The sequence below is a fragment of the Serratia sp. M24T3 genome, from assembly GCF_000257645.1.
In the GTDB taxonomy this organism is placed as follows: domain Bacteria; phylum Pseudomonadota; class Gammaproteobacteria; order Enterobacterales; family Enterobacteriaceae; genus Rouxiella.
Map to the genome: position 1 here is coordinate 16,300 of NZ_AJHJ01000038.1, position 21,570 is coordinate 37,869.

A 21,570-nucleotide genomic window follows, 5' to 3' on the forward strand; every position below is an offset into this window, starting at 1 on the left:
TTGGAGTTGTAGCAAGGCGGCAAGTCCCCAGAAGCTTACTCAGGTAAGTAACTGGGGTGCGCCTGTGTAGCTACAGCTTCAAGTACGACGGGGCTTTCAGTTTATAGCCGGTTCAAGAGGAGCATCGGCGGAGGCCGGGAGAACCAGATAAGTCCCCTCAAATATCGCACCCTCGCCTTCATCCCCCATCAGTTGCACATCTAATTGCACCCGCGCCTTGCGCCCTTTCGCCAGACGATCCAAATCTCCGCTAATTGAACTGAGATCGGCTATCGCTCTTGGACGCCCAGTGACCGGCGAACTATAGCGGATGTGTGCATCGGCCAGCACGATGGTGCCGCCAAGATGACGTTCGCGCAGTAGCAGCCAAATCAGGCCCCAACCGGTTAAGGTTGCCAGTGAAAACAGGCTTCCGGCAAACAGTGTATGGTGCGGATTTTGGTTACCCGTTTCCGGCATAGTCGTCACAAAACGCTGGCCGGTGTACTGGCTAATCCGCACGCCCATCTTCTCGCTCAGAGGAATGTGATCATACCAGGCCTGCTGAAGCTGCCCGCACCAGTCTGGGCGATGCAAAATATCATCCAGCGTTTCGACCGGTTTGATCATCAAAAAGTGACGCACCGGCGTGGTCTGCGGCGTAGTGATTTCGCCCTGATTAATGAATCCCAAGGTAGCAAAGAACTCGACGGCATCTTCACGGGCGCTACACACTACACGTTTAACCCCTTCCTGACGCGCGACGGATTCCAGCGTCATTGCGACCAGCGTTCCAAGCCCTTTCGCCTGTACGTCGGGATCTACCGCCAGAAAGCGAATAGAGGCTTCATTGTCAGCATTGATATACAAGCGCCCTACGGCGACTGTTCTTCCTTGCTCATCGACCACCATCTGGTGATGGGCCATGGCATCATAAGCATCACGCTCCGATCCCTCTGGTTGATGAAGAGGCTTGCGCAGCATTTCCCAACGAAATTTATAATATGCAGCTAATTCTGATTCGGTAACGGGAACTCTAAGGTGATACATAGATGCTTTCTCTCTCAGGCAGTGCGGCGTTGCTTTAAACCTGCAACCAGAAGGTTACTGGCCCGTCATTGACTAAGGCCACCTTCATGTCCGCTGCAAAACGTCCGGTTTCGGTATGGATGCCCTTCTCGCGGCACTGACCATAAAAATATTGATAAAGCCTGTCGGCATCTGCAGGGGCTGCGCCACGCGAAAAGCCGGGACGCGTGCCCTTCTGGGTGTCCGCAACCAGGGTAAACTGTGAAACCACCAGCAGACTCCCTCCCGCCTGGGTCACATTTAAATTCATCTTGTCGTCGCTGTCGGCAAACACGCGATAGGCCGCCACTTTTTCACACAGCTTTTTGGCTTTTTGCTCGTCGTCTCCCTGTTCAACGCCCAGCAATACCAGTAATCCCGAGCCAATTTTTCCGCAGACTTCGCCATCTATCGTCACGCTGGCTTCTAAAACACGTTGAATTAGTGCAATCATAACTGCCTTATTTCTCCTGCGTCGCGGCCTGTTGTGCTTCGGCCGCCTCGAGTTCTTTAGCTCTGTACTCGCCCAGTGTGATGGTGATTTCTGCCCCTAACAATACGATACACCAGCTCACGTAGACCCATAAAAATAATATCGGGATCACCGCCAATACACCATAAATCAGCTGATAAGAAGGGAATAGCTGAACATAAAGGGCAAAAATTTTCTTACCTAACTCGAACAACGCACCCGCCACCAACGCGCCAATTAGCGCGTCGTGATAAGGAACTCGAGCTTTGGGCACAATCGAATACAGCAGGAAGAATGTTATCCACGAGATTAACAGCGGCAGTGCACGCAACATCCAGTCAACGAGGGAATGAACGCCGTTGAGGCTCAGCCAGTTAAGCGATAAAAGGTAAGAACTGACTGCCACGCTGGCCACCAGCAGGATAGGCCCCAAAGTCAGCACCATCCAGTACACCGCAAAAGAATAAACGATGGGCCGTTTGGTGTGGCTGTTCCAAATTTTGTTCAGCACGCTGTCTACCGAGGCAATCAACAGCAGCGAGGTGACTATCAGTCCGCAAGTCCCCACCGCCGTCATTCTGCTTGAGTTGGCAACGAACTGTTCAAGATAGTGCTGAATAATATTGCCGGTTGCTGGCAAAAAATTGGCAAAGATAAAATCTTTCAGCTGAGTACTGATGTCGGAGAACACCGGAAAAAGCGCAAATAGCGAGAATACCACGGCTATCAGCGGCACCAGCGAAAGCAAAGAGACATAGGCCAGATGGCCCGCCAACAAGGTTAGTCCATCGTTGTCGGCGCGCTTGATCAGCATATGACTAAAACGGGCAGCACACTTCAGTCTCGGATGGAGCCTCGGCATTCTTACATCCTTTCAAACTTAGGTGATTTGGTTTCCAGAAAAATGACGCGGCAGTGTCTGGTCATCTGAAACCAGAATGGCCTGGATGCCAAGAGAGCTGGCAGCATTGACGTTTTCGGCTACATCATCAAAGAACACGGCTTCCTGTGCGCTGAATCCTTCTTTATCCAACACATATTGGAAGATTGCCGGATCAGGTTTACGCAGGCCGATCTCTTGAGACAAGTATAACGCATCGGCATTTTGCTCAACTTCTGGGTAGTGAGTTGGCCAGTGCTCAAGATGCAGGTTATTGGTGTTGGATAAAACCACCACGCGATGACCCTGCTCGCGAAGGTCTTTCATCACAGCGATAGCATCGGGACGCAGGCTAACAAAAATCGATTGCCATCCGGCACTGAACTGCTCAAAGCTCAGGGCGATCCCCATCTCGTTGCACAGCGATTCGGCAAACTGTTCATCGCTGATTTCGCCACGCTCGTGCTGCTGAAACACCTCACCCATAGTGAATCGTTCCATTAGATGTGCCAGCGGGGCTCCACTGAGATTGCTCCATACGCCCAGCACACGTTTGAAATCTATATCAATTAACACGTTGCCCATATCAAATATATACAGCATTGCACGCTCCTGATTTCAAAGATGAAGCTTACTTTATTGATAACTTACTTCATTGGTAAATAGTAGGTTATGGGTAAATAGAGGTTAGCGGTAAATCTTGGCTCTGAACAGTGACACGGATAGAAGCTTGATGCTTGTTTAATGAAAAAATAGGTAAAAAAAAGAGCACCCAAAGGTGCCCTTATGACAACAAACGTTTAACCGGGAAGAAGATTAAGCTTCTTTAGGACCACGGCTAGCACGTTTACGGTCGTTCTCGGTCAGGTGGCGTTTACGGATACGCACAGACAGAGGAGTAACTTCTACCAATTCGTCATCATCCAGGAACTCGATGGCTTGTTCCAGAGACATTTTGATAGCAGGAACCAAAGTTGTTGCTTCGTCAGTACCTGAAGCACGCATGTTGGTCAATTTCTTACCAGTCAGGCAGTTAACAGTCAGGTCGTTGGAACGTGAGTGAATACCGATAACCTGGCCTTCATACACTTCCGCACCGTGACCCAGGAACAGTTTGCCGCGATCTTGCAGACCGAACAGAGCAAATGCAACTGCTTTACCCTGGCCGTTAGAGATAAGCACGCCGTTCTGACGCTGGCCGATGTCACCCTGACGAACGTCGTCGTAGTGGCTGAATGTTGAGTACAGCAGACCGGTACCAGAAGTCATGGTCATGAATTCGGTACGGAAACCGATCAGGCCACGAGCCGGGATCAGGTAATCGAGACGAATACGACCTTTGCCGTCAGGGATCATGTCCTTAACGTCGCCTTTACGCTCACCCATGGCTTGCATGACTGAACCCTGGTGTTGCTCTTCGATATCCAAAGTCACGTTTTCGAACGGCTCTTGCATGCGGCCATCGATTTTACGGTTGATAACTTTAGGACGAGAAACAGCCAGCTCGAAACCTTCACGACGCATGTTTTCGATCAGAACCGACAGGTGAAGTTCACCACGGCCTGAAACGCGGAATGCGTCGGAGTCTTCGGTTTCTTCAACACGCAGTGCAACGTTGTGCACCAGCTCTTTGTTCAGACGGTCAAGGATCTGACGTGAAGTCACATACTTACCTTCTTTACCACAGAACGGAGAGGTGTTTACGTTGAAGTACATGGTAACGGTTGGTTCATCAACGCTCAGAGCTGGCAGCGCTTCGACATTCTGTGGATCACAGATGGTGTCGGAGATGTTCAGTTCGCCCAGACCGGTGATTGCGATGATATCGCCCGCTTCGGCGGTAGCAGCTTCGATACGCTCAAGACCCATGTGGGTCAGAACTTTACCGACTTTACCGTTGCGAGTTTTGCCTTCGCTATCAATGATAGTGACTTGCTGGTTAACTTTAGCTACACCGCGTTTGATACGGCCGATGCCGATAACGCCAACGTAGTTGTTATAGTCCAGCTGGGAGATTTGCATCTGCAGTGGGCCATTGCTGTCAACCTGTGGAGCAGATACGTGGTCAACGATTGCCTGGTACAGCGGAGTCATGTCTTCGGCCATATCGTTATGGTCGGTACCCGCGATACCCATCAGTGCAGAAGCATAGATGATAGGGAAATCAAGTTGCTCATCGGTAGCATCAAGGTTTACGAACAGGTCGAATACCTGGTCTACAACCCAGTCAGGACGCGCGCCAGGGCGGTCGACCTTGTTGATTACCACGATCGGCTTCAGACCGTTAGCAAATGCTTTCTTGGTCACGAAGCGGGTTTGCGGCATAGGGCCATCCATTGCATCCACAACCAGCAGCACCGAGTCAACCATTGACATCACACGCTCTACCTCACCGCCGAAGTCGGCGTGTCCTGGGGTATCAACGATGTTGATGCGATAGTCTTTCCAATTAATGGCGGTGTTTTTTGCGAGGATGGTAATCCCACGCTCTTTCTCCAAATCGTTGGAGTCCATTACGCGCTCGGTGGCTTCTACACGCTCTCCGAAAGTTCCGGATTGCTGCAGCAGTTTATCAACCAGGGTAGTTTTACCATGGTCAACGTGGGCAATAATGGCGATGTTACGCAAATTTTCGATCACAGCTTTGCCTCAGGCATTTAGAAATATAGAAATAGCGCGCTATTGTACACGTATTAGGCTAGGTTCTAAACAAGTTCACAAGATTCTCTTCGAAACAAGTTCTGTCTGGTTAATTAACGATCCCTTTCACGGTGCAAAAGTCTCTCTGACCCAAAATGGCGCACCAATTTGGGTCACTACTGGCGTGACGATGAACCAAAATGGTGCATAAATCCCGTTATGGTGCATACTAACTATCCATGCAACCCGCATAGAATGGCTTTCACACCTCTTTGTCAAAGTTGGCACAGATTTCGCAACCGTTAACCAAGGGTGAAAAGAGACTTATCAGAGCAATTAGAAAAGCTGTTTAAGCCACACGCCATTTTCAACAATGTTTGTTTATTCGTTTCGTTACACGACGATGACATAATGAGAAATTCGGGAGAACTAGTATGTCCGCTGAACACGTTTTTGCGATTATCAAGGAAAATGAAGTCAAATTCATTGACCTTCGCTTCACTGACACCAAGGGTAAAGAACAGCACGTAACCATTCCATCTCATCAGGTAAGCCCTGATTTCTTCGAAGATGGTAAAATGTTCGATGGTTCATCTATCGGCGGCTGGAAAACTATCAACGACTCAGACATGGTTCTGATGCCAGATCCAAGCACTGCGGTTCTTGACCCGTTCTTTGAAGAATCAACCTTGATCATCCGTTGCGACATCGTTGAACCAAACACGCTGCAAGGTTATGACCGTGACCCGCGTTCAACTGCAAAACGTGCTGAAGACTTCCTGAAATCTTCAGGCATCGCGGACACCGTTCTGTTCGGACCTGAGCCAGAGTTCTTCCTGTTTGATGACGTTCGCTTCGGCAGCAGCATCTCTGGTTCTCATGTTGCTATCGACGATATCGAAGGCGCATGGAACTCAAGCACCAAATACGAAGGCGGCAACAAAGGCCACCGTCCAGCAGTTAAAGGCGGTTACTTCCCGGTTCCTCCTGTCGACTCAGCTCAGGATCTGCGTTCTACCATGTGTCTGACCATGGAAGAAATGGGCCTGGTTGTTGAAGCTCACCACCATGAAGTTGCTACCGCTGGCCAGAACGAAGTGGCAACCCGCTTCAACACCCTGACCAAAAAAGCTGACGAAATCCAAATCTACAAATACGTGGTTCACAACGTGGCTCACGCATTTGGCAAAACTGCGACCTTTATGCCAAAACCAATGTTTGGCGATAACGGTTCAGGCATGCACTGCCACATGTCTCTGTCCAAAGACGGTAATAACCTGTTCTCTGGCGACAAATACGGCGGCCTGTCTGAAACTGCGCTGTACTACATCGGTGGTATCATCAAGCACGCAAAAGCAATCAACGCGTACGCCAACCCGACTACCAACTCCTACAAACGTCTGGTCCCAGGCTACGAAGCCCCTGTTATGCTGGCTTACTCAGCGCGTAACCGTTCTGCTTCTATCCGTATTCCACACGTTTCCAGCCCTAAAGCCATGCGTATCGAAGCTCGCTTCCCTGATCCAGCGGCTAACCCATACCTGGCGTTTGCTGCACTGCTGATGGCTGGCCTCGACGGCATCATCAACAAAATCCATCCTGGCGATGCGATGGACAAAGACCTGTACCACCTGCCACCAGAAGAAGCGGCAGAGATCCCACAGGTTGCAGGCTCTCTGGAAGAAGCATTGAACTGTCTGGATGCAGACCGTGAGTTCCTGACTCGTGGTGGCGTATTCACCAACGACGCTATCGATGCTTACATCGCACTGCGTGTTGAAGAAAACGATCGTATTCGCATGACGCCACACCCAGTAGAGTTCGAACTGTACTACAGCGTTTAATTTAACGTTGTAGCGCAACGGGAGTGGATGGGTTCGCTCCCTGAGCCGAGCTTTACTCTGCGCCGCCGCCCTTTGCTGGCAACGACGGCGCAGAACAAAAAATATCGAGATATTTTTGTTGCCGTGGAAATTTCTAGCCCATCTCCGGATGGGCTTTTTTCTCCACGCTACTTTCCTGTTTGACACCTCTGACCCGACTGTTTGGCGGGTAGCGGTTTAAATGCACCAATCAGGTGCGGGAGACTGCTGTATGGCAACTGGCAAGCTGCCCGATGCTGGGCAGATCCTCAATTCTCTTATCAACAGCGTTCTGCTGTTGGACGACGAATTGGCCGTGCATTACGCCAATCCGGCGGCTCAGCAATTATTAGCGCAGAGTTCACGCAAGCTTTTCGGGACACCACTGCCCGATCTGGTGGGCTACTTTTCGCTCAATATCGAGCTTATGCGTGAAAGTATCGAGGCTGGGCAAGGGTTTACCGACAGCGAAGTCACCCTGGTGGTCGACGGTCGTGCGCATATTATGTCGCTGACCGCACAGTCTTTGCCGGAAGGTTTTATCTTGATTGAACTGGCGCCGATGGATAACCAGCGTCGCTTGAGTCAGGAACAGCTTCAGCACGCGCAGCAGGTTGCCGCAAGGGATCTGATCCGCGGACTGGCACATGAAATTAAAAATCCGCTGGGTGGTTTACGCGGCGCGGCGCAGCTGCTGTCAAAAGCGCTTCCCGATCCTGCCCTGCTGGAATATACCAAGGTCATTATCGAGCAGGCCGACAGATTACGTAATCTGGTGGACCGCCTGTTAGGCCCGCAGCGCCCGAGTCAGCACATCACACAAAGCATCCATCAGGTTGCCGAGCGTGTTTGCCAACTGGTGTCGATGGAAAAACCTGACAACGTCCAACTGGTTCGTGATTACGATCCAAGCTTGCCGGAACTGGCCCACGACCCGGATCAAATAGAGCAGATTCTGCTCAACATTACCCGGAATGCCTTGCAGGCATTGGGAGAAGAAGGCGGCACAATTACGCTAAGAACGCGTACCGCTTTCCAGATTACCTTGCACGGTGTGCGTTATCGCCTGGTGGCTCGCATTGATATTGAAGATGACGGTCCCGGCGTACCTGCGCATCTGCAGGATACACTTTTTTACCCTATGGTCAGTGGCCGCGAAGGGGGAACAGGTCTGGGCCTGTCCATCGCGCGCAGTTTGATTGACCAGCATTCGGGTAAAGTTGAATTTAACAGTTGGCCAGGACACACCGAATTCTCGGTCTTCCTGCCTATTCGCCAGTGAGGTTCTTATGCAACGAGGGATAGTCTGGATCGTCGATGACGATAGCTCCATCCGCTGGGTTCTTGAACGCGCGCTCACTGGGGCGGGTTTAAACTGCACCACGTTCGACAGCGGCAATGAAGTGCTGGAAGCCATTGCGACTCAAACCCCTGACGTTTTGTTATCAGATATTCGCATGCCCGGAATGGATGGGTTGGCGCTGTTAAAACAAATCAAACAACGTCATCCGATGTTGCCGGTGATTATCATGACCGCGCATTCTGATTTGGACGCGGCGGTCAGCGCATACCAACAGGGCGCATTTGATTATTTGCCGAAACCTTTTGATATCGACGAAGCGGTTGCCCTGGTTGAACGTGCTATCAGCCATTATCAGGAACAACAGCAGCCGGCGCGGAGCCAGCCTGCCAGTGGCCCAACGGCGGATATTATCGGTGAAGCGCCAGCGATGCAGGACGTGTTTCGCATCATTGGTCGTCTTTCCCGGTCATCAATAAGTGTGTTGATCAACGGCGAATCAGGAACGGGTAAAGAGCTGGTCGCTCACGCCCTGCATCGTCACAGTCCACGAGCCAAAGCGCCGTTTATCGCATTGAACATGGCGGCTATTCCCAAAGACTTGATCGAGTCAGAACTGTTTGGTCATGAGAAAGGGGCCTTTACCGGCGCTAATCAGATCCGCCAGGGACGTTTTGAACAGGCCGATAACGGCACCTTATTTCTGGATGAAATCGGCGATATGCCGATGGATGTTCAGACCCGTTTGCTGCGCGTTTTGGCTGATGGTCAGTTCTATCGCGTAGGCGGCTATGCGCCAGTGAAAGTGGACGTGCGTATCATTGCCGCAACCCACCAGAACCTGGAGCTGCGCGTACAGGAAGGCAAATTCCGTGAGGACTTGTTCCACCGCCTGAACGTAATTCGCGTACATTTGCCACCGCTGCGTGAACGCCGTGAAGATATTCCACGTCTGGCGCGTTATTTCCTGCAAGTTGCCGCTAAAGAGTTGGGTGTTGAAGCCAAGAATCTTCATCCAGAGACTGAAACGGCACTGACGCGTTTACCGTGGCAGGGCAACGTGCGCCAGCTAGAGAACACCTGTCGCTGGTTGACAGTGATGGCGGCCGGTCAGGAAGTATTGATTCAGGACTTGCCTTCTGAGTTGTTTGAAAGCAGCGCGCCGGAGACCGGTGGGCAAAGTCTGCCTGACAGCTGGGCAACCCTGCTGGCACAGTGGGCCGATCGCGCGCTGCGCTCCGGTCATCAAAACCTTCTTTCAGAAGCACAGCCAGAAATGGAACGCACTCTACTGACCACCGCGCTGCGCCATACGCAAGGTCACAAGCAAGAAGCTGCAAGACTGCTGGGCTGGGGACGTAACACGCTTACCCGCAAGCTTAAAGAATTGGGCATGGAATAAATTCGCTGCATCTTGATTTAAGGTAAGTTAACTTAAGAGATGTTAAAGTTTCAGGCAGTGTCGCGAAGCCCGAACAAAATAGTCCCGGCCCTTGAAGCCGGGCTTTTTTTTGCCTTTTTGCTGGCAAAATAGGGTTCAAGTCTATGTTCTTTCTAGGTAACCGTGTAGTGAGAATTTCACCGGCCTTGGAGAGCATTCATAGCCTGCGTATAATATTAATCATTAACACCACGATTATGGGGAACTGAGGCTCAATAAAAAATGAATAAAACAGTATTGGAAGAAGACACTTTCGACGGGATGCTTGAACTGTTTGACGTCAGCTATGAAGAGCTGAAGATGACGCACTCGAATGAGCTTTATCGACTAAGAAAAAAACCTTTAGCGATCGGCTGGGATGGGATGTGGTTTGCAACGTCGACATGGAGTTCGATGAGTTCGATAACCCCAGCACTCGTTATATTCTGGGTCTGTGTAAAGGCCAGCTGATTTGTAGCGTGCGTTTTACCGATCTCGATCAACCCAACATGATTACTCACACTTTTCGTGAATGTTTTGATTCTGTTCCGCTGCCACTCGGTGGCATGGAATCGAGCCGTTTTTTTGTCGATAAAACGCGTGCGCGACAACTGCTTGGCGAACGCTTCCCGATTAGTCAGATTCTGTTTGTTGCCATGATTAACTGGGCACGACAAAACAACCGCGATGGGATCCATACTATTGTAAGCCGACCGATGCTGACTATCCTGAAACGCTCAGGATGGCAGATAGAGCCACTTAAAGAGGCTTACCTCAGCGAGCGGGAGCGAATCTATCTTGTATATCTGCCAACCACTGCCGAAGACCAGTCACAGATGGCCTCAGGGCTTGTTAACGACCTTGGCCATGCTGAATCTTCGGTGATTACCTGGCCGCTGTCGCTGCCGGTGTAATGAGTTCTAGTTCAACGCCCAGCCGGATTGCCTGGCGGGCGTTGCTGACCCCCAGCTTGCTGACAATATTACCCATGTGAAACTTTACCGTGCTCACGGAAATACCCACGATGCCGACAATCTCGCCATAGGTTTTCCCCATGCTTGCCCAATAAAGCACCTCGTTCTCACGAGGGGTGAAAATAGCTTTGTTGGTATCGGCATTTTTTTGCCTTCCCGATGAAGCAGCGCTAGCCAAGTGATACATCTGCTCATTGATATCGATGAGCAGCATCTGCATGGCTCCCCGCTCGGAAGAGAGCCGGGCTTCTAGTTCCTCTTGTTGGTTGCTGGCAATAATGATCGACAGCAACGCCAGATTATTCATATGGTCATGCAACACAAAGGTGAAGCCATTGACGATGTTGTACTTCCTGGAGAGAGAAAAAATCTTGGTAAACTTCAGATCGGACATCAGGGTAATATTTTCATCCCAGGCAAAAGGCGATGTGCGTTTAAACGCCGTCAATATTACCGGATCGGTCAGTTGAAAATTGTTGGTGCGATATAAATTCACCCATTCGTCAGGATAGCTCGAAATAATAAGCATATCTGAAGGTTTTTTCTTGCTGAGGACCGTGTAAGCGTATTCCACACAGCCGAGTGAGGACAATTTTCTATCGATGTGATCCCGGAGTGTTTCCGTGATGGTCTTATTTTCATTGAATGCAGAAAACATGCAGGCTCCGTTACAGTCAGACTTTCCCTTTTAGCGTGACAACCTGCACTTAAGTACAGGTGCGCATCATACTTAAGTACAACTTACAAATTAGGAAGATCAACATATAATAAACCTCGTTAGGCGAATCGAAAAAACTCCCGACGACTCAGTCAGGTAGCCGATTTGGCCGACACCAGGGAAAAATTATACCGGTCAGACAGGACGTTGATAAAGTCTCTGCTGGCCGATCTTTTTACTTTAACACCGCTTATATTTCCTATCAAACCCGCGTTTGCCAAATCATTAAGTCCATTTTTTAATCACTTTTCCTAAATCTCAATTCCCAGGAGAGACTCTCCTCGGCCAATGCTGATATTCGGCTCAAAAAAATTGACGATTGCGACTGAAAACAGGCTTGAAACAGCCTAATTCCATACTCATTGGCAATAACTCTTTCAGAAAGCCAATAGAAATATTTGTCCTTGCTCACAAACTCGAAACACCATTTTACCCGCACAGCTCAAGCTTTTGCCCTAAAGCTGCCTTTGAAATACTCCACAATGACTGCTTCGTATTTTCTTAAAAGTCACTATTATCAAGGTCGACAGCAAATTTCGAACCCTTTGGTACATTATTAGTTTAATTTATCAACATAATTTTAAGCGCCTCTCATTCCCTACAGGAATCAATTCATAAAACCAGATGACATTATTAACCTCTTGTTACTGACATAATCCTTGAAAATAACCCAAAAGAAACAAGCAGCTAACAGACTGTTGCAACACCCTACAACTTATCTCTACCCTACCGAGGAATGAAGCGATGCTGGTGATATTGAGTGTTTTGATGCTCATCTTCTTTATATTTTGTTTGATGACCAAGCGACTGTCAGCCCTGACCGCCTTGATCCTTATTCCCACCATTTTCGCGCTGATAGGTGGTTTCTATGCCCACATCGGCAAATTTATGATGGATGGGATAAAAACCGTCGCACCCAATGGGGTGATGATTATCTTTGCCATGCTTTATTTTATGGTAATGACCGAAGCAGGCATGTTTGACCCGCTGGTTAAACGGGTAATTAAGGCGGTAAAAGGCGATCCGGTAAAAATCTTTCTCGGCACAGTGCTGCTGGCGTTTATTGTCGCGCTGGATGGCGATGGGGCAACTATTTATATCATTGTACTCTCAGCTTTCCTGCCGATTTATAAACGTCTGGGCCTGTCTCTGCCGATGGTTTGCTGCCTGCTGCTGCAGGTATCCGGTCTCGGCAACATGGTGCCATGGGGCGGCCCAACGGCGCGTGCGGCCACTTCAATGCACGTTGATATTGGTACCATGTTTGTGCCGATGCTACCTGCCTTGGTGGCCAGTGCGATATGGACCTTTGTTCTTGCCTATATCTTTGGCCGCCGCGAGCGAGCGCGCTTAGGATCAGACTTGAACCTAAATTTCGAGAACGCAATCGACGAGCAACATCGTTGTCGTGGCCCGAAAACCTTCTATTTTAACTGGGCACTGACCATTTTATTGATTATCGGTTTATGTGTCGAAGTGTTACCGTTAAGCTATCTGTTTATGATTGCCGCCTGTCTGGCGCTCATCGTTAACTTCCCGGACCTGCAAGCCCAAAAAGAACAGCTGGAACAACACGCGCCACCGATTCTCGCCGTGTCCAGCCTAATTTTTGCTGCGGGAGTCTTTACCGGCGTGTTTACCGGCACAGGCATGGTCAATGCGGTTGGTAGCGCGCTGCTGGATGTCATCCCTGACGCGCTAGGGCCATACATGGCCGTTGTAACAGCCTTGCTGAGTATTCCGATGACCTGGCTGGTGTCCAACGATGTGTTCTATTTTGGTGTGCTGCCCGTGTTGGCAGATACCGCAAAACATCACGGCATTAGTGGTATCGAAATGGCGCGAGCCGCGTTGATGGGCCAGCCAGTTCATATTCTGAGCCCGCTGGTTGCTTCAACTTATTTGGTGGTCAGTATGCTGAAACTCGATTATTCAGAGAATCAGTACTTCACCTTTAAATGGTCTTTGGTCAGTAGTTTAATTTTGATAGCGGTTTCGCTGCTGACCGGGATTTTCCCTTTTTACGCTGCATAGAGTGTTTTATGACCTGGTTATTTGATCAATGGGACTTCATCGTCATCCTGCTACAAATCATCGTAATTGACCTGCTGTTAGGCGGTGATAATGCGGTAGTCATTGCGATGGCCTGCCGGAAATTGCCGCCGCATCAACGCAACAAAGCCATTATTATTGGCACCATTGGGGCGATTGTCGCGCGCGTGGTCTTGTTGATCATTGCGGTCAAGCTGCTGGACCTGCCATATCTGAAGTTAGTCGGCGGGCTATTGCTACTGTGGATCGGTATCAAACTGGTTGCCAATGAAGATGAAGAAAGCGATATCAAGGGCGGTTCCAGCCTGTGGAAAACCGCGATGACCATTGTGGTCGCTGACGTGGTGATGTCTCTGGACAACGTATTGGCAGTAGCCGCAGCGGGTAAGGGAAATTACCTGTTGGTTGCACTCGGCGTTGTTATCAGCATTCCAATCATTATCGCCGGCAGTAAACTGGTGTTGGCAATCATCAACCGGTTCCCGGTGGTTATCATGCTCGGTGGCGCGCTAATTGGCTGGATTGCCGGCAGCATGTTCGTGACTGACCCGGCAATAGCCCATCTGCAAATTACGGCGATTAATCATCTGCCAACCATTGCCGGTATTGTGGGTGCATTGCTGGTTTTGGCTGTGGGAATGGGTAAAAGCAAACTGGCCGAGAAGAACAGCCACTAAACTGCGATAACTCGAATCCCGTCATCAAAAAAAGCCTCAGTGGAGTTCATCCCTGAGGCTTTTTTACTGCCGACTTACCGCTTACTTCAGGCTTTCGGCGGCTGCCTTGGCAATCTCTATTTCATTCGGATTGGCAGAACCACTGACGCCTACAGAGCCAATAACTGCATCGCGGTACACAATCGGGTTACCGCCACCCAATGGCACCATACCAGGCAATGTAGCAATAGCAGGCTCTGCGCCGTTGGCACGCCCCATATATTTGTCAGTCGGGGTATGATAAAGCGCGCCTGCGCGTGCTTTTAAAATTGAGGAATCAATGCAGCCTACCGGTGCGTTATCCATACGCTTGAATGACATCAGCTGGCCAGCCTGGTCAACTATGGCAATACAAACATTGGCATGCAGGCTCTGCGCTTTTTCTGTTGCCACTGTAATAAGTTTTGCTGCATCTTCTGCTGAAAGAATAGTTTGCGTGATTGTGGCATTGGCTGAAAATGCACTCAGGCTGCCGAGTGAACATAAGGCCGCTAACATCAGAATTTTTTTCACTGTTATATTCCCGTATTGATTAATGAATAGCATTGTTGATAGCTGGAACTATGAATAGTTAACATTACTCACCAAATACGGGCCGACCCAATATCAGGCAGGTCGGCCTAAAGTTAAATCTTATTATTATTTTATTATTTCAGTACTGTCAGAGCCGCTTTAGCTGCTTCTGCATCAACGCTGCCATCAGGCGTGCTCACACCAATAGCGCCAACGACCTGGCCGTCTAATTTGATTGGGATCCCTCCTGCGAAAGGCAGAATTTTTGGGTTACCCAAAATAAGCATATTTCCTTTAGCAACTTTGTCTTGATAAGCCTCTGTCGGCTGTCCGAAATAAGCCGAGGTTTTTGCTTTCTCAGGAGCTAATGCAATATTAGCAGGTGTAGAACCGTCTAAACGATCGAAGGTAATTAATTGACCAGCAGCATCAACAATAGCCACTGCGCCACCAATGTGGTGCGATTTAATGGTTTCTTCGGCCTTTTTAACTAATTCGTTGGCCTGATCGTGGGTAATGACTGGAACGCGAGTAATACCGTCGTCCGCCGCCTGTGCTGCAAAACCCACCAGCAGGCCAGAAACCAATAATGCACAACTTACTTTCTTCATAATAAATCTCACTTTATTTGACACATTACGCGGACACGATAAACGTGGAACCGCAGTTACAGATTTAATTCTGAACGTCAGGCCACGCTCTTCTGTACACCAGCGGTTTTCTTGTTACCCAGCTTCAGGCTAATCAGGTGGTCAATGCTCCAGCGGCCCGGGCCATTGATAACCAGTAAAATGAATCCTGCAGCACAAGAGGCATTTTTTAACCATACAATCAGGTGCGGCATGGTAAAGCCTTGATAAAAAAGAAAACCGGCAATGATAGAGAACGCCGCCATAAACACTGAGGTAAAACGGGTCAAAAAGCCGAAAGCGATAGCAATGCTGCCACCGACTTCAAGCAAGATAACCAGTGGCAGAAAGAAGCTCGGCACGCCATTCTGTGCCATCACAGAGACGTTTTCCGAGTATTGAAATATCTTTTCTGCGCCTGACGTAAAGAACAATCCAACCGCCAGAATACGCGCAACAACATAAGCAAGATCTAAAGATTTATTCATAATTGTTTCGCCGTGGTGATAATTAATTTGAGCTACCCTTTCGCCCTTTCTGAAGACAGTATATTTGGCTGCAATCAGAAGTTTCGCAGGATAAAAATATACTGACTAAAACGATTACTCACTAATTGATAACATTTGATATACATTTCTATCACGCCATTATCATTAAAAAAAGTGCCTATTGGTTATAGTTAGTAGTAAGTTTGGTTATTTATCACCGGACGAAATTACTTAAGTAAAAATATAGCAGGATAATCACGCCTATTGTTCTCTGGCATAAAACCCAGAGAACAATAAGTCGTATTGGCTTGAATTTTGAGAAGGTATATAAGAGGTATATTCAGAGATCAGAGCGCTGGTTGTTTATTTTTTGAGTAGACAGGTATCAATAGATTAATTAATCAACAATTACTCTTTTAATAAACAGTGCTGATTAGTGATAATTCCAGATCTTCTCGGCGATCAGCACAAACTGCCGCGCGACTGGTGATAGCTCGCTCCAGGAGTGGAACTGTAAACCAAAGGTACGCGGCATGACTAACAGCGGCATTGGGATCTCCACCAGCGGAATAGCATGTTGGATCTCTTGCAGAGCACGGCGCGAAATAAAGCTTAACAGGTTGGTCTCGACAATCACTGAATGCAGTGTCGCAATTGAATTGGCTTCGATTTGAATACGCGGGGGTGGATAACCACCGGTCTGCAAGCGCTGCTCAAGCCATTGTCGGGTCGCGACCTTTCTTGAAGGCAGCAGCCAGTTATATTGATCGAGCTGCTCTGAAGTCGGGTGAATACCGGCCAAAGGATGGTCTTTGCTCGCTACCAGCACCACCGGATCGTCGAGTAAAGGCCGGGCAATAAATTCATTACTCTTGTCGGGTAAAAAGCCGAGAATAATATCCAGCTGCTTCTCGCGCAGAGTATTTTGCAGCAGGTCGTTCATCCCGACTTTTACATCCAGGCGCACGCTCGGGGCTTCCTCCAATAAGCGTTTTGCCAACTGCGGCAACATAAACTCTGCAGCCGTAGCCGCAGCACCGAGACGAATATAACCCGCAGTGCCATCGGCCAAAGCGCTCATGTCGCGCTGAGTGACTTCCATATCCTGCACGATTTTTTGAGCCCGCTCACAAAGTAGCAATCCCGCTTCGGTCAAACGGATCCCTCTCCCCACCTTTAATATCAGTCTGGTTTTATAAATTTTCTCCAGTCGCTGAATACATTTTGTAAGCGCAGGTTGAGTGATACCAAGGGTTATCGCGGCACGTCCCAGATGCCCGGTGTCCTGAATAGCCAGGAAATAGCGTAGGTATTTCAGTTCCATTCCATTCCTCGTAGGAATCAATAAATAAAATTCAGGCGTTATGATTTATCTTTTAACAGTGCCAATATGGGTAAAAATAGCACTGGAGTAGCGTATGACCTATAAGTTTTTAATGACCGCACCGGCCTTGGGTGCAGCTGGGCGCAAAGTATTGGCGGACGCGGGTTGCGAGCTAGATTACCTGCAAAATGCCAATGATTTTGAGGAAGTCGAACAGTTGATGTCCACCCGCGCCTATGATGCCGTCATTTCTCGTACCGTGACTTTGTCAGCCAAAGCCATCGAGTCTTGCCCTTCGCTAAAAATCATCTGCAAACATGGGGTTGGCGTCACCAATATTGATGTTGCGGCGGCTACGGCGCGCGGTATTCCAGTATTGACGACCCCGGCAACCAATGCTCAGTCCGTTGCAGAACTTGCTATAGGCCTGATGCTCAGCGCCGCACGCCAGTTGCCTTTCTTCCAACACGAAATTGCCGAAGGACGTTGGACCCGCAGCAGCGAAGGGATTGAGCTGTTTGGCAAAACCTTAGGCTTGGTTGGGTACGGAGAAATTGGTCGCCGCGTTGCTCACATTGCCAAAGCCATTGGCATGCGCGCCGCCTTTTTTGACCCTGCTATTCCATTAGGAACCGACTCAACCGATGCCGTGCAGTACGCTTCTCTGCAAGAACTGTTGAAAAACAGTAACGTGCTGAGCCTGCACTGCCCAGTTAACAAGGCAACCGAAAAGATGCTGAATGCCGACACCCTGGCGCAGCTGCCCGATCGGGCTATCGTCATTAATACCTCTCGCGGTGAGCTGATTGATGAACCTGCACTTGCGCAAGCTCTGACTGACGGAAAACTCGCCGCTGCCGGTCTGGACACCGTGGCCGTAGAGCCGTTACCCCTTGACCATCCATTCCGTCAATTCAGCAATATTGTCATGACTCCGCACATAGGCGGTACCACCCCTGAAGCACTGGATGCCGTATCGCGTTCGGCCGCTCAACAGTGTCTGGATTTCCTGCAACAGCAGCGTATCAACGCGCGTGCCTGCGTAAATCCTGAAATTCTTTAAGAAAGGAGAATAACGAATGACATCTCGCAGCGAATGGCCAGCTGGCTATTTTATCGGTCAACGTGACAACGTTCCTGATGCAGCCACTATTGAAGCATTTAGCCGCCTGCCAGTACCAAACATTGGCGACACCATGGGCCGCAGCGTGGGCGCGCTAGGATTACAGCCTTATCATGCTGACAACAAAGTCGTACTCTGCGGACCAGCCATTACCGTTAAAGTCCGCCCTGGCGACAACTTGATGATTCATAAAGCGATTGAGATGGCTAATCCCGGCGACGTTATCGTTGTGGACGGTTCAGGCGACCTCACTCAGGCACTGATCGGCGGACTGATGCGTACCTCTGCTTTAACCAAAAAAATCGCGGGCTTCGTGATTGATGGCGCGATTCGCGATTTGAACGAATGGGCAGAAGGCGGGATTGCCGTATTTGCTCGCGGCAATACGCTGCGTGGGCCAAGCAAGGACGGTCCGGGCCAGGTTAATATTCCAATCTCTTGCGCAGGTCTGCTGGTAAATCCGGGTGATCTGATTATAGGCGACGCGGACGGCGTGATTGCTATCCCTTACGAAGAGCTGGAACACCTGCTGCCGAAAGTGCAAAAACATGCCCAGCGCGAAGAAGAAATCCGCGCGCACAACGCTTCGGGTACGACTGATCCAGAGCGTTTCAATAGCCTGCTGCGTGCAAAAGGTTGTCCGCTCTAATCAACCTGTTGAAATTTAGACTATCTTTGGGGGTGGCAACACCCCATTTTGCCGCACAACTTACGCAATGTGGCACGGTAAGAACGCGGCTTGGGCAACGGATGCTTATTCCCCTGTCTACACGCGAACTCCCCTCAATCTCTGGGTATTTTCTTGAAAGGAGCTGGCATGAAACACGTGGTAAAAACGTTAAGTTTAACTATCGGCCTGTTACTGGCTGCAGGAGCACAGGCAAAGGATACCTTGCCGCCAACATTACCCACGCAGCAGGATGCGCGCTTACAGCAAGTTGCAACTTCCTCACACGTTTGGAACGGCGTCACGGTCACCAAAGACGGACGCATTTTCGCATCATTTACTCAGTCTGAAGGCCCGGGCCTGGAATTGGGTGAAGTTGGCGAAAACGGCAAAATCACGCCTTATCCTGACAATGAATGGAATCAGTGGAAACCTTCTGATCCTGAACACCATTTTCTGCATGTCAACGCACTGCGCATTGGTCCCGATGGTAATCTTTGGGCGATGGATTCCGGTAACACGGGGATCGGCACTGGTGCAAAATCTGTCGACGGTGCTGCCAAATTGGTGAAAATCGATTTAGCCACCAACAAGGTCATCAAGACTTACCTCATCAAACCGCCGGTCCTTAAACCTGCCAGCTATATTGATGACGTACGTTTCAACGGCCATTACGCTTACATGACCGATCCGGGTGCCGTGGGTCTGGTGGTATTGGATCTTGATACCGGCAAAGCGCACCGCGTGCTGGATAATCAGCCGCTGTCGATTGACCACACACCTATCTACGCTGACGGCAAAAAGCTTATTTTGCCGAATGGTAAAGAGAAACGCGTAGGTCTCGACCAACTGGAGGTTTCTCCAGACGGCAAATGGTTGTATTACCAGGCAATTCCTGGCCCTCTTGCACGTATCGAAACTCGCTATCTGAATGACGCTTCACTGCCAGCCGGCGAAGTGAACAAACACGCCAAAAAATTCCTTGATACCTGGAGCACAGGCGGTACGGCAATTGATAGCGAGGGCAATATCTACGCTTCGGATATCAACACTCGTTCCATCAAACGCATTACTCCAGAAGGCAAGGTTTCGACCGTAGTTTCCGATCCGCGACTGGTTTGGATTGATGCGATGTGGGTCAGTGACGGCGCGTTATATATGCCTTCAGGCCAAATTAACCGTACTCCGGCCACGACTGGCGGCAAACCATCAACGGTTGAATATCCGGTCAAAATCTACAAGTTGTCTCTGCCAATTAAACCTTCACCGATTGATCATCCTTAATAAGCTTTGATGACTTGAATCTGACAACAGCCGCATTGCGGCTGTTTTTATTTAGATCACTCGGGAAAACTGCCGCTGACGAACCTGCTGCCGCAGATAACTATCAAAACACATGCAGATATTGCGGATCAGCAAACGGCCTTTAGGCGTTACCATTATTTGATGACCGGTTAATTCCACCAGCTCATCCTCAATCAATGGCTCGAGCAACGCTAAGTCTTCGGCAAAATAGTCTTTAAAAATCACGCCGTGCTCGCGTTCAATCGTCGCGAAATCCAGCTTAAAATGACAAATCAGCGCTTTAATCACGTCACGACGTAGACAATCGTCACGCGTCATGGTGAGACCGCGCCAAAGAGCATGGCCCTGGTCCTCAATTTTGGAGTAATAGGACTTGAGGTCTTTTTCATTCTGGGCATAGGTATCCCCGATCATGCTAATGGCCGAGACCCCAAGCCCAAGCAGGTCGGTGTCGCCCTGAGTGGTGTAGCCTTGGAAATTGCGATGCAACTCACCATTCTGCTGCGCGATAGCCAGCTCATCTTCAGGACGAGCAAAATGGTCCATGCCGATTAATCGATATCCGGCATCGGTCAGACAGGCGATGCTGCCCTGCAAGATGTTGAGCTTGTCTTCGGCGCTGGGTAAATCCGCCTCTTTAATCTTACGCTGAGCGGCAAAAAGCTGTGGCATGTGGGCATAATTGAATACGCTCAGGCGATCAGGATTTAGCTGTGCAACACGTTGCAGCGTGAGGGCAAAACTTTCTGGAGTTTGTTTCGGCAGGCCATAGATTAGGTCGATATTAGTCGAGCTAAATCCCAGCGCCCTGGCGCGTTCAACCAGCGAGAAGATAAACTCCTCATCCTGTTCACGGTTAACCAATTGCTGAACCTGTTTATTAAAATCCTGCACTCCCATGCTTAGGCGATTGAATCCTTCATGGCGTAAATGATCCAGTACATCCAACTCTATTTCTCGAGGATCGATCTCAAGCGACATCTCTACGTCGGGAAGAAAATCAAAATTATTGCGCAGTACACTAACCAATCGACTGATCTGCGATTTATTAAGATAGGTCGGTGTGCCGCCGCCCCAGTGCAACTGGCTGACTTGCCGATTTTTGAATAACTCGGCGCGCTGGATAATCTCCTGTTCCAACCAGTTCAGATATTCTTCAGCCTTATGCAGCTGACGCGTGACTAACTTATTGCAGCCGCAGAAATAACAAAGCTTGTGGCAAAAAGGAATATGCACGTACAGGGAAAGCGGGCGCTCAGGATAGCGCGCAGTGGCCAGAATAAAAGCGTCGTTTTGATATCTTGGGCTGAATTCTAACGCAGTAGGATAAGAGGTATAGCGCGGTCCGGAATAATTGTACTTTTGAATCAGGGCTCTGTCCCATTCGATAAGCTGTGCCGCCATGCTTGTCTCCATTGCGGATAAAAAGCCCGCAGATAC

19 protein-coding genes and 1 pseudogene are annotated in these 21,570 nt (G+C 49.5%); 9 read left to right on the plus strand and 11 right to left on the minus strand.

Translation table 11 applies throughout. From position 1 onward, the window contains the following. Positions 1–96: 96 nt before the first annotated feature. The 5 genes from fabY to typA all read right to left on the minus strand — a co-directional run bounded on the left by fabY (position 97) and on the right by typA (position 5,039). Positions 97–1,029 (minus strand): fatty acid biosynthesis protein FabY, encoded by a 933-nt coding sequence (gene fabY, locus SPM24T3_RS20500; protein WP_009638736.1) that lies wholly within the window; start codon positions 1,027–1,029, stop codon positions 97–99. Positions 1,030–1,063: 34 nt separating this feature from the next. Next, positions 1,064–1,501, minus strand: a complete 438-nt coding sequence (gene dtd / locus SPM24T3_RS20505) for a D-aminoacyl-tRNA deacylase (RefSeq protein ID WP_009638737.1) — start codon at positions 1,499–1,501, stop codon at positions 1,064–1,066. A gap of 7 nt (positions 1,502–1,508) precedes the next feature. Continuing rightward, positions 1,509–2,381: a virulence factor BrkB family protein gene (locus SPM24T3_RS20510; RefSeq protein WP_037379315.1), complete on the minus strand. Its 873-nt coding sequence runs from the start codon at positions 2,379–2,381 to the stop codon at positions 1,509–1,511. Positions 2,382–2,399: 18 nt separating this feature from the next. Then, on the minus strand, positions 2,400–3,002 hold the full coding sequence (gene yihX, locus SPM24T3_RS20515; protein ID WP_009638739.1) for a glucose-1-phosphatase: 603 nt from the start codon (positions 3,000–3,002) through the stop codon (positions 2,400–2,402). Between the two features lie 213 nt (positions 3,003–3,215). Beyond that, complete coding sequence (typA, locus tag SPM24T3_RS20520; RefSeq protein ID WP_009638740.1) at positions 3,216–5,039, minus strand: ribosome-dependent GTPase TypA; 1,824 nt, start codon at positions 5,037–5,039, stop codon at positions 3,216–3,218. Between the two features lie 434 nt (positions 5,040–5,473). On the opposite strand from typA, the gene glnA reads away from it, so the two are divergent. The 4 genes and pseudogenes from glnA to SPM24T3_RS20540 all read left to right on the plus strand — a co-directional run bounded on the left by glnA (position 5,474) and on the right by SPM24T3_RS20540 (position 10,535). After that, positions 5,474–6,883 carry a glutamate--ammonia ligase gene (glnA, locus tag SPM24T3_RS20525; protein ID WP_009638741.1) on the plus strand — a complete coding sequence of 470 codons (1,410 nt, stop codon included), beginning with the start codon at positions 5,474–5,476 and terminating at the stop codon, positions 6,881–6,883. Positions 6,884–7,133: 250 nt separating this feature from the next. Then, positions 7,134–8,183, plus strand: coding sequence for a nitrogen regulation protein NR(II) (gene glnL / locus SPM24T3_RS20530; protein WP_009638742.1), 1,050 nt, complete (start codon positions 7,134–7,136; stop codon positions 8,181–8,183). Positions 8,184–8,190: 7 nt separating this feature from the next. After that, complete coding sequence (glnG, locus tag SPM24T3_RS20535) at positions 8,191–9,603, plus strand: nitrogen regulation protein NR(I) (protein WP_009638743.1); 1,413 nt, start codon at positions 8,191–8,193, stop codon at positions 9,601–9,603. 300 nt (positions 9,604–9,903) lie between these two features. Then, a pseudogene (locus SPM24T3_RS20540) lies at positions 9,904–10,535 on the plus strand (acyl-homoserine-lactone synthase). Here SPM24T3_RS20540 and SPM24T3_RS20545 read toward each other — a convergent pair. Further along, positions 10,507–11,253 carry a LuxR family transcriptional regulator gene (locus SPM24T3_RS20545; RefSeq protein ID WP_009638745.1) on the minus strand — a complete coding sequence of 249 codons (747 nt, stop codon included), beginning with the start codon at positions 11,251–11,253 and terminating at the stop codon, positions 10,507–10,509. The pseudogene SPM24T3_RS20540 and the gene SPM24T3_RS20545 overlap by 29 nt on opposite strands. A gap of 804 nt (positions 11,254–12,057) precedes the next feature. On the opposite strand from SPM24T3_RS20545, the gene SPM24T3_RS20550 reads away from it, so the two are divergent. Both SPM24T3_RS20550 and SPM24T3_RS20555 read left to right on the plus strand, forming a co-directional pair. After that, on the plus strand, positions 12,058–13,347 hold the full coding sequence (locus tag SPM24T3_RS20550) for a CitMHS family transporter (protein WP_009638746.1): 1,290 nt from the start codon (positions 12,058–12,060) through the stop codon (positions 13,345–13,347). A gap of 8 nt (positions 13,348–13,355) precedes the next feature. Then, positions 13,356–14,042, plus strand: coding sequence for a TerC family protein (locus tag SPM24T3_RS20555; protein WP_009638747.1), 687 nt, complete (start codon positions 13,356–13,358; stop codon positions 14,040–14,042). Positions 14,043–14,123: 81 nt separating this feature from the next. On the opposite strand, the gene SPM24T3_RS20560 is transcribed toward SPM24T3_RS20555, so the two are convergent. From SPM24T3_RS20560 to SPM24T3_RS20575, 4 genes are all read right to left on the minus strand, one after another. After that, positions 14,124–14,594 (minus strand): heme-binding protein, encoded by a 471-nt coding sequence (locus SPM24T3_RS20560; RefSeq protein ID WP_009638748.1) that lies wholly within the window; start codon positions 14,592–14,594, stop codon positions 14,124–14,126. 134 nt (positions 14,595–14,728) lie between these two features. After that, the gene (locus SPM24T3_RS20565; RefSeq protein ID WP_009638749.1) at positions 14,729–15,205 is read right to left on the minus strand and encodes a heme-binding protein; all 477 of its coding nucleotides are present in this window, start codon (positions 15,203–15,205) and stop codon (positions 14,729–14,731) included. Positions 15,206–15,282: 77 nt separating this feature from the next. Continuing rightward, entirely contained in the window at positions 15,283–15,711 is a 429-nt protein-coding gene (locus SPM24T3_RS20570) for a DoxX family protein (protein WP_009638750.1), read from the minus strand. A 433-nt stretch (positions 15,712–16,144) separates the two neighbouring features. After that, positions 16,145–17,035, minus strand: coding sequence for a LysR family transcriptional regulator (locus tag SPM24T3_RS20575; protein WP_009638751.1), 891 nt, complete (start codon positions 17,033–17,035; stop codon positions 16,145–16,147). 94 nt (positions 17,036–17,129) lie between these two features. Between SPM24T3_RS20575 and SPM24T3_RS20580 the strand changes: the two genes are divergently transcribed. The 3 genes from SPM24T3_RS20580 (at position 17,130) to SPM24T3_RS20590 (ending at position 20,109) form a co-directional block, all read left to right on the plus strand. Next, positions 17,130–18,098: a hydroxyacid dehydrogenase gene (locus SPM24T3_RS20580; protein WP_009638752.1), complete on the plus strand. Its 969-nt coding sequence runs from the start codon at positions 17,130–17,132 to the stop codon at positions 18,096–18,098. A gap of 16 nt (positions 18,099–18,114) precedes the next feature. Continuing rightward, a complete protein-coding gene (locus SPM24T3_RS20585) occupies positions 18,115–18,807 on the plus strand; it encodes an RraA family protein (protein ID WP_009638753.1) in 693 nt (230 codons plus the stop codon). A gap of 168 nt (positions 18,808–18,975) precedes the next feature. Beyond that, entirely contained in the window at positions 18,976–20,109 is a 1,134-nt protein-coding gene (locus tag SPM24T3_RS20590; protein WP_009638754.1) for an L-dopachrome tautomerase-related protein, read from the plus strand. A gap of 51 nt (positions 20,110–20,160) precedes the next feature. Here SPM24T3_RS20590 and hemN read toward each other — a convergent pair whose 3' ends face one another. Continuing rightward, complete coding sequence (gene hemN, locus SPM24T3_RS20595) at positions 20,161–21,534, minus strand: oxygen-independent coproporphyrinogen III oxidase (RefSeq protein WP_009638755.1); 1,374 nt, start codon at positions 21,532–21,534, stop codon at positions 20,161–20,163. Positions 21,535–21,570 lie beyond the last annotated feature (36 nt).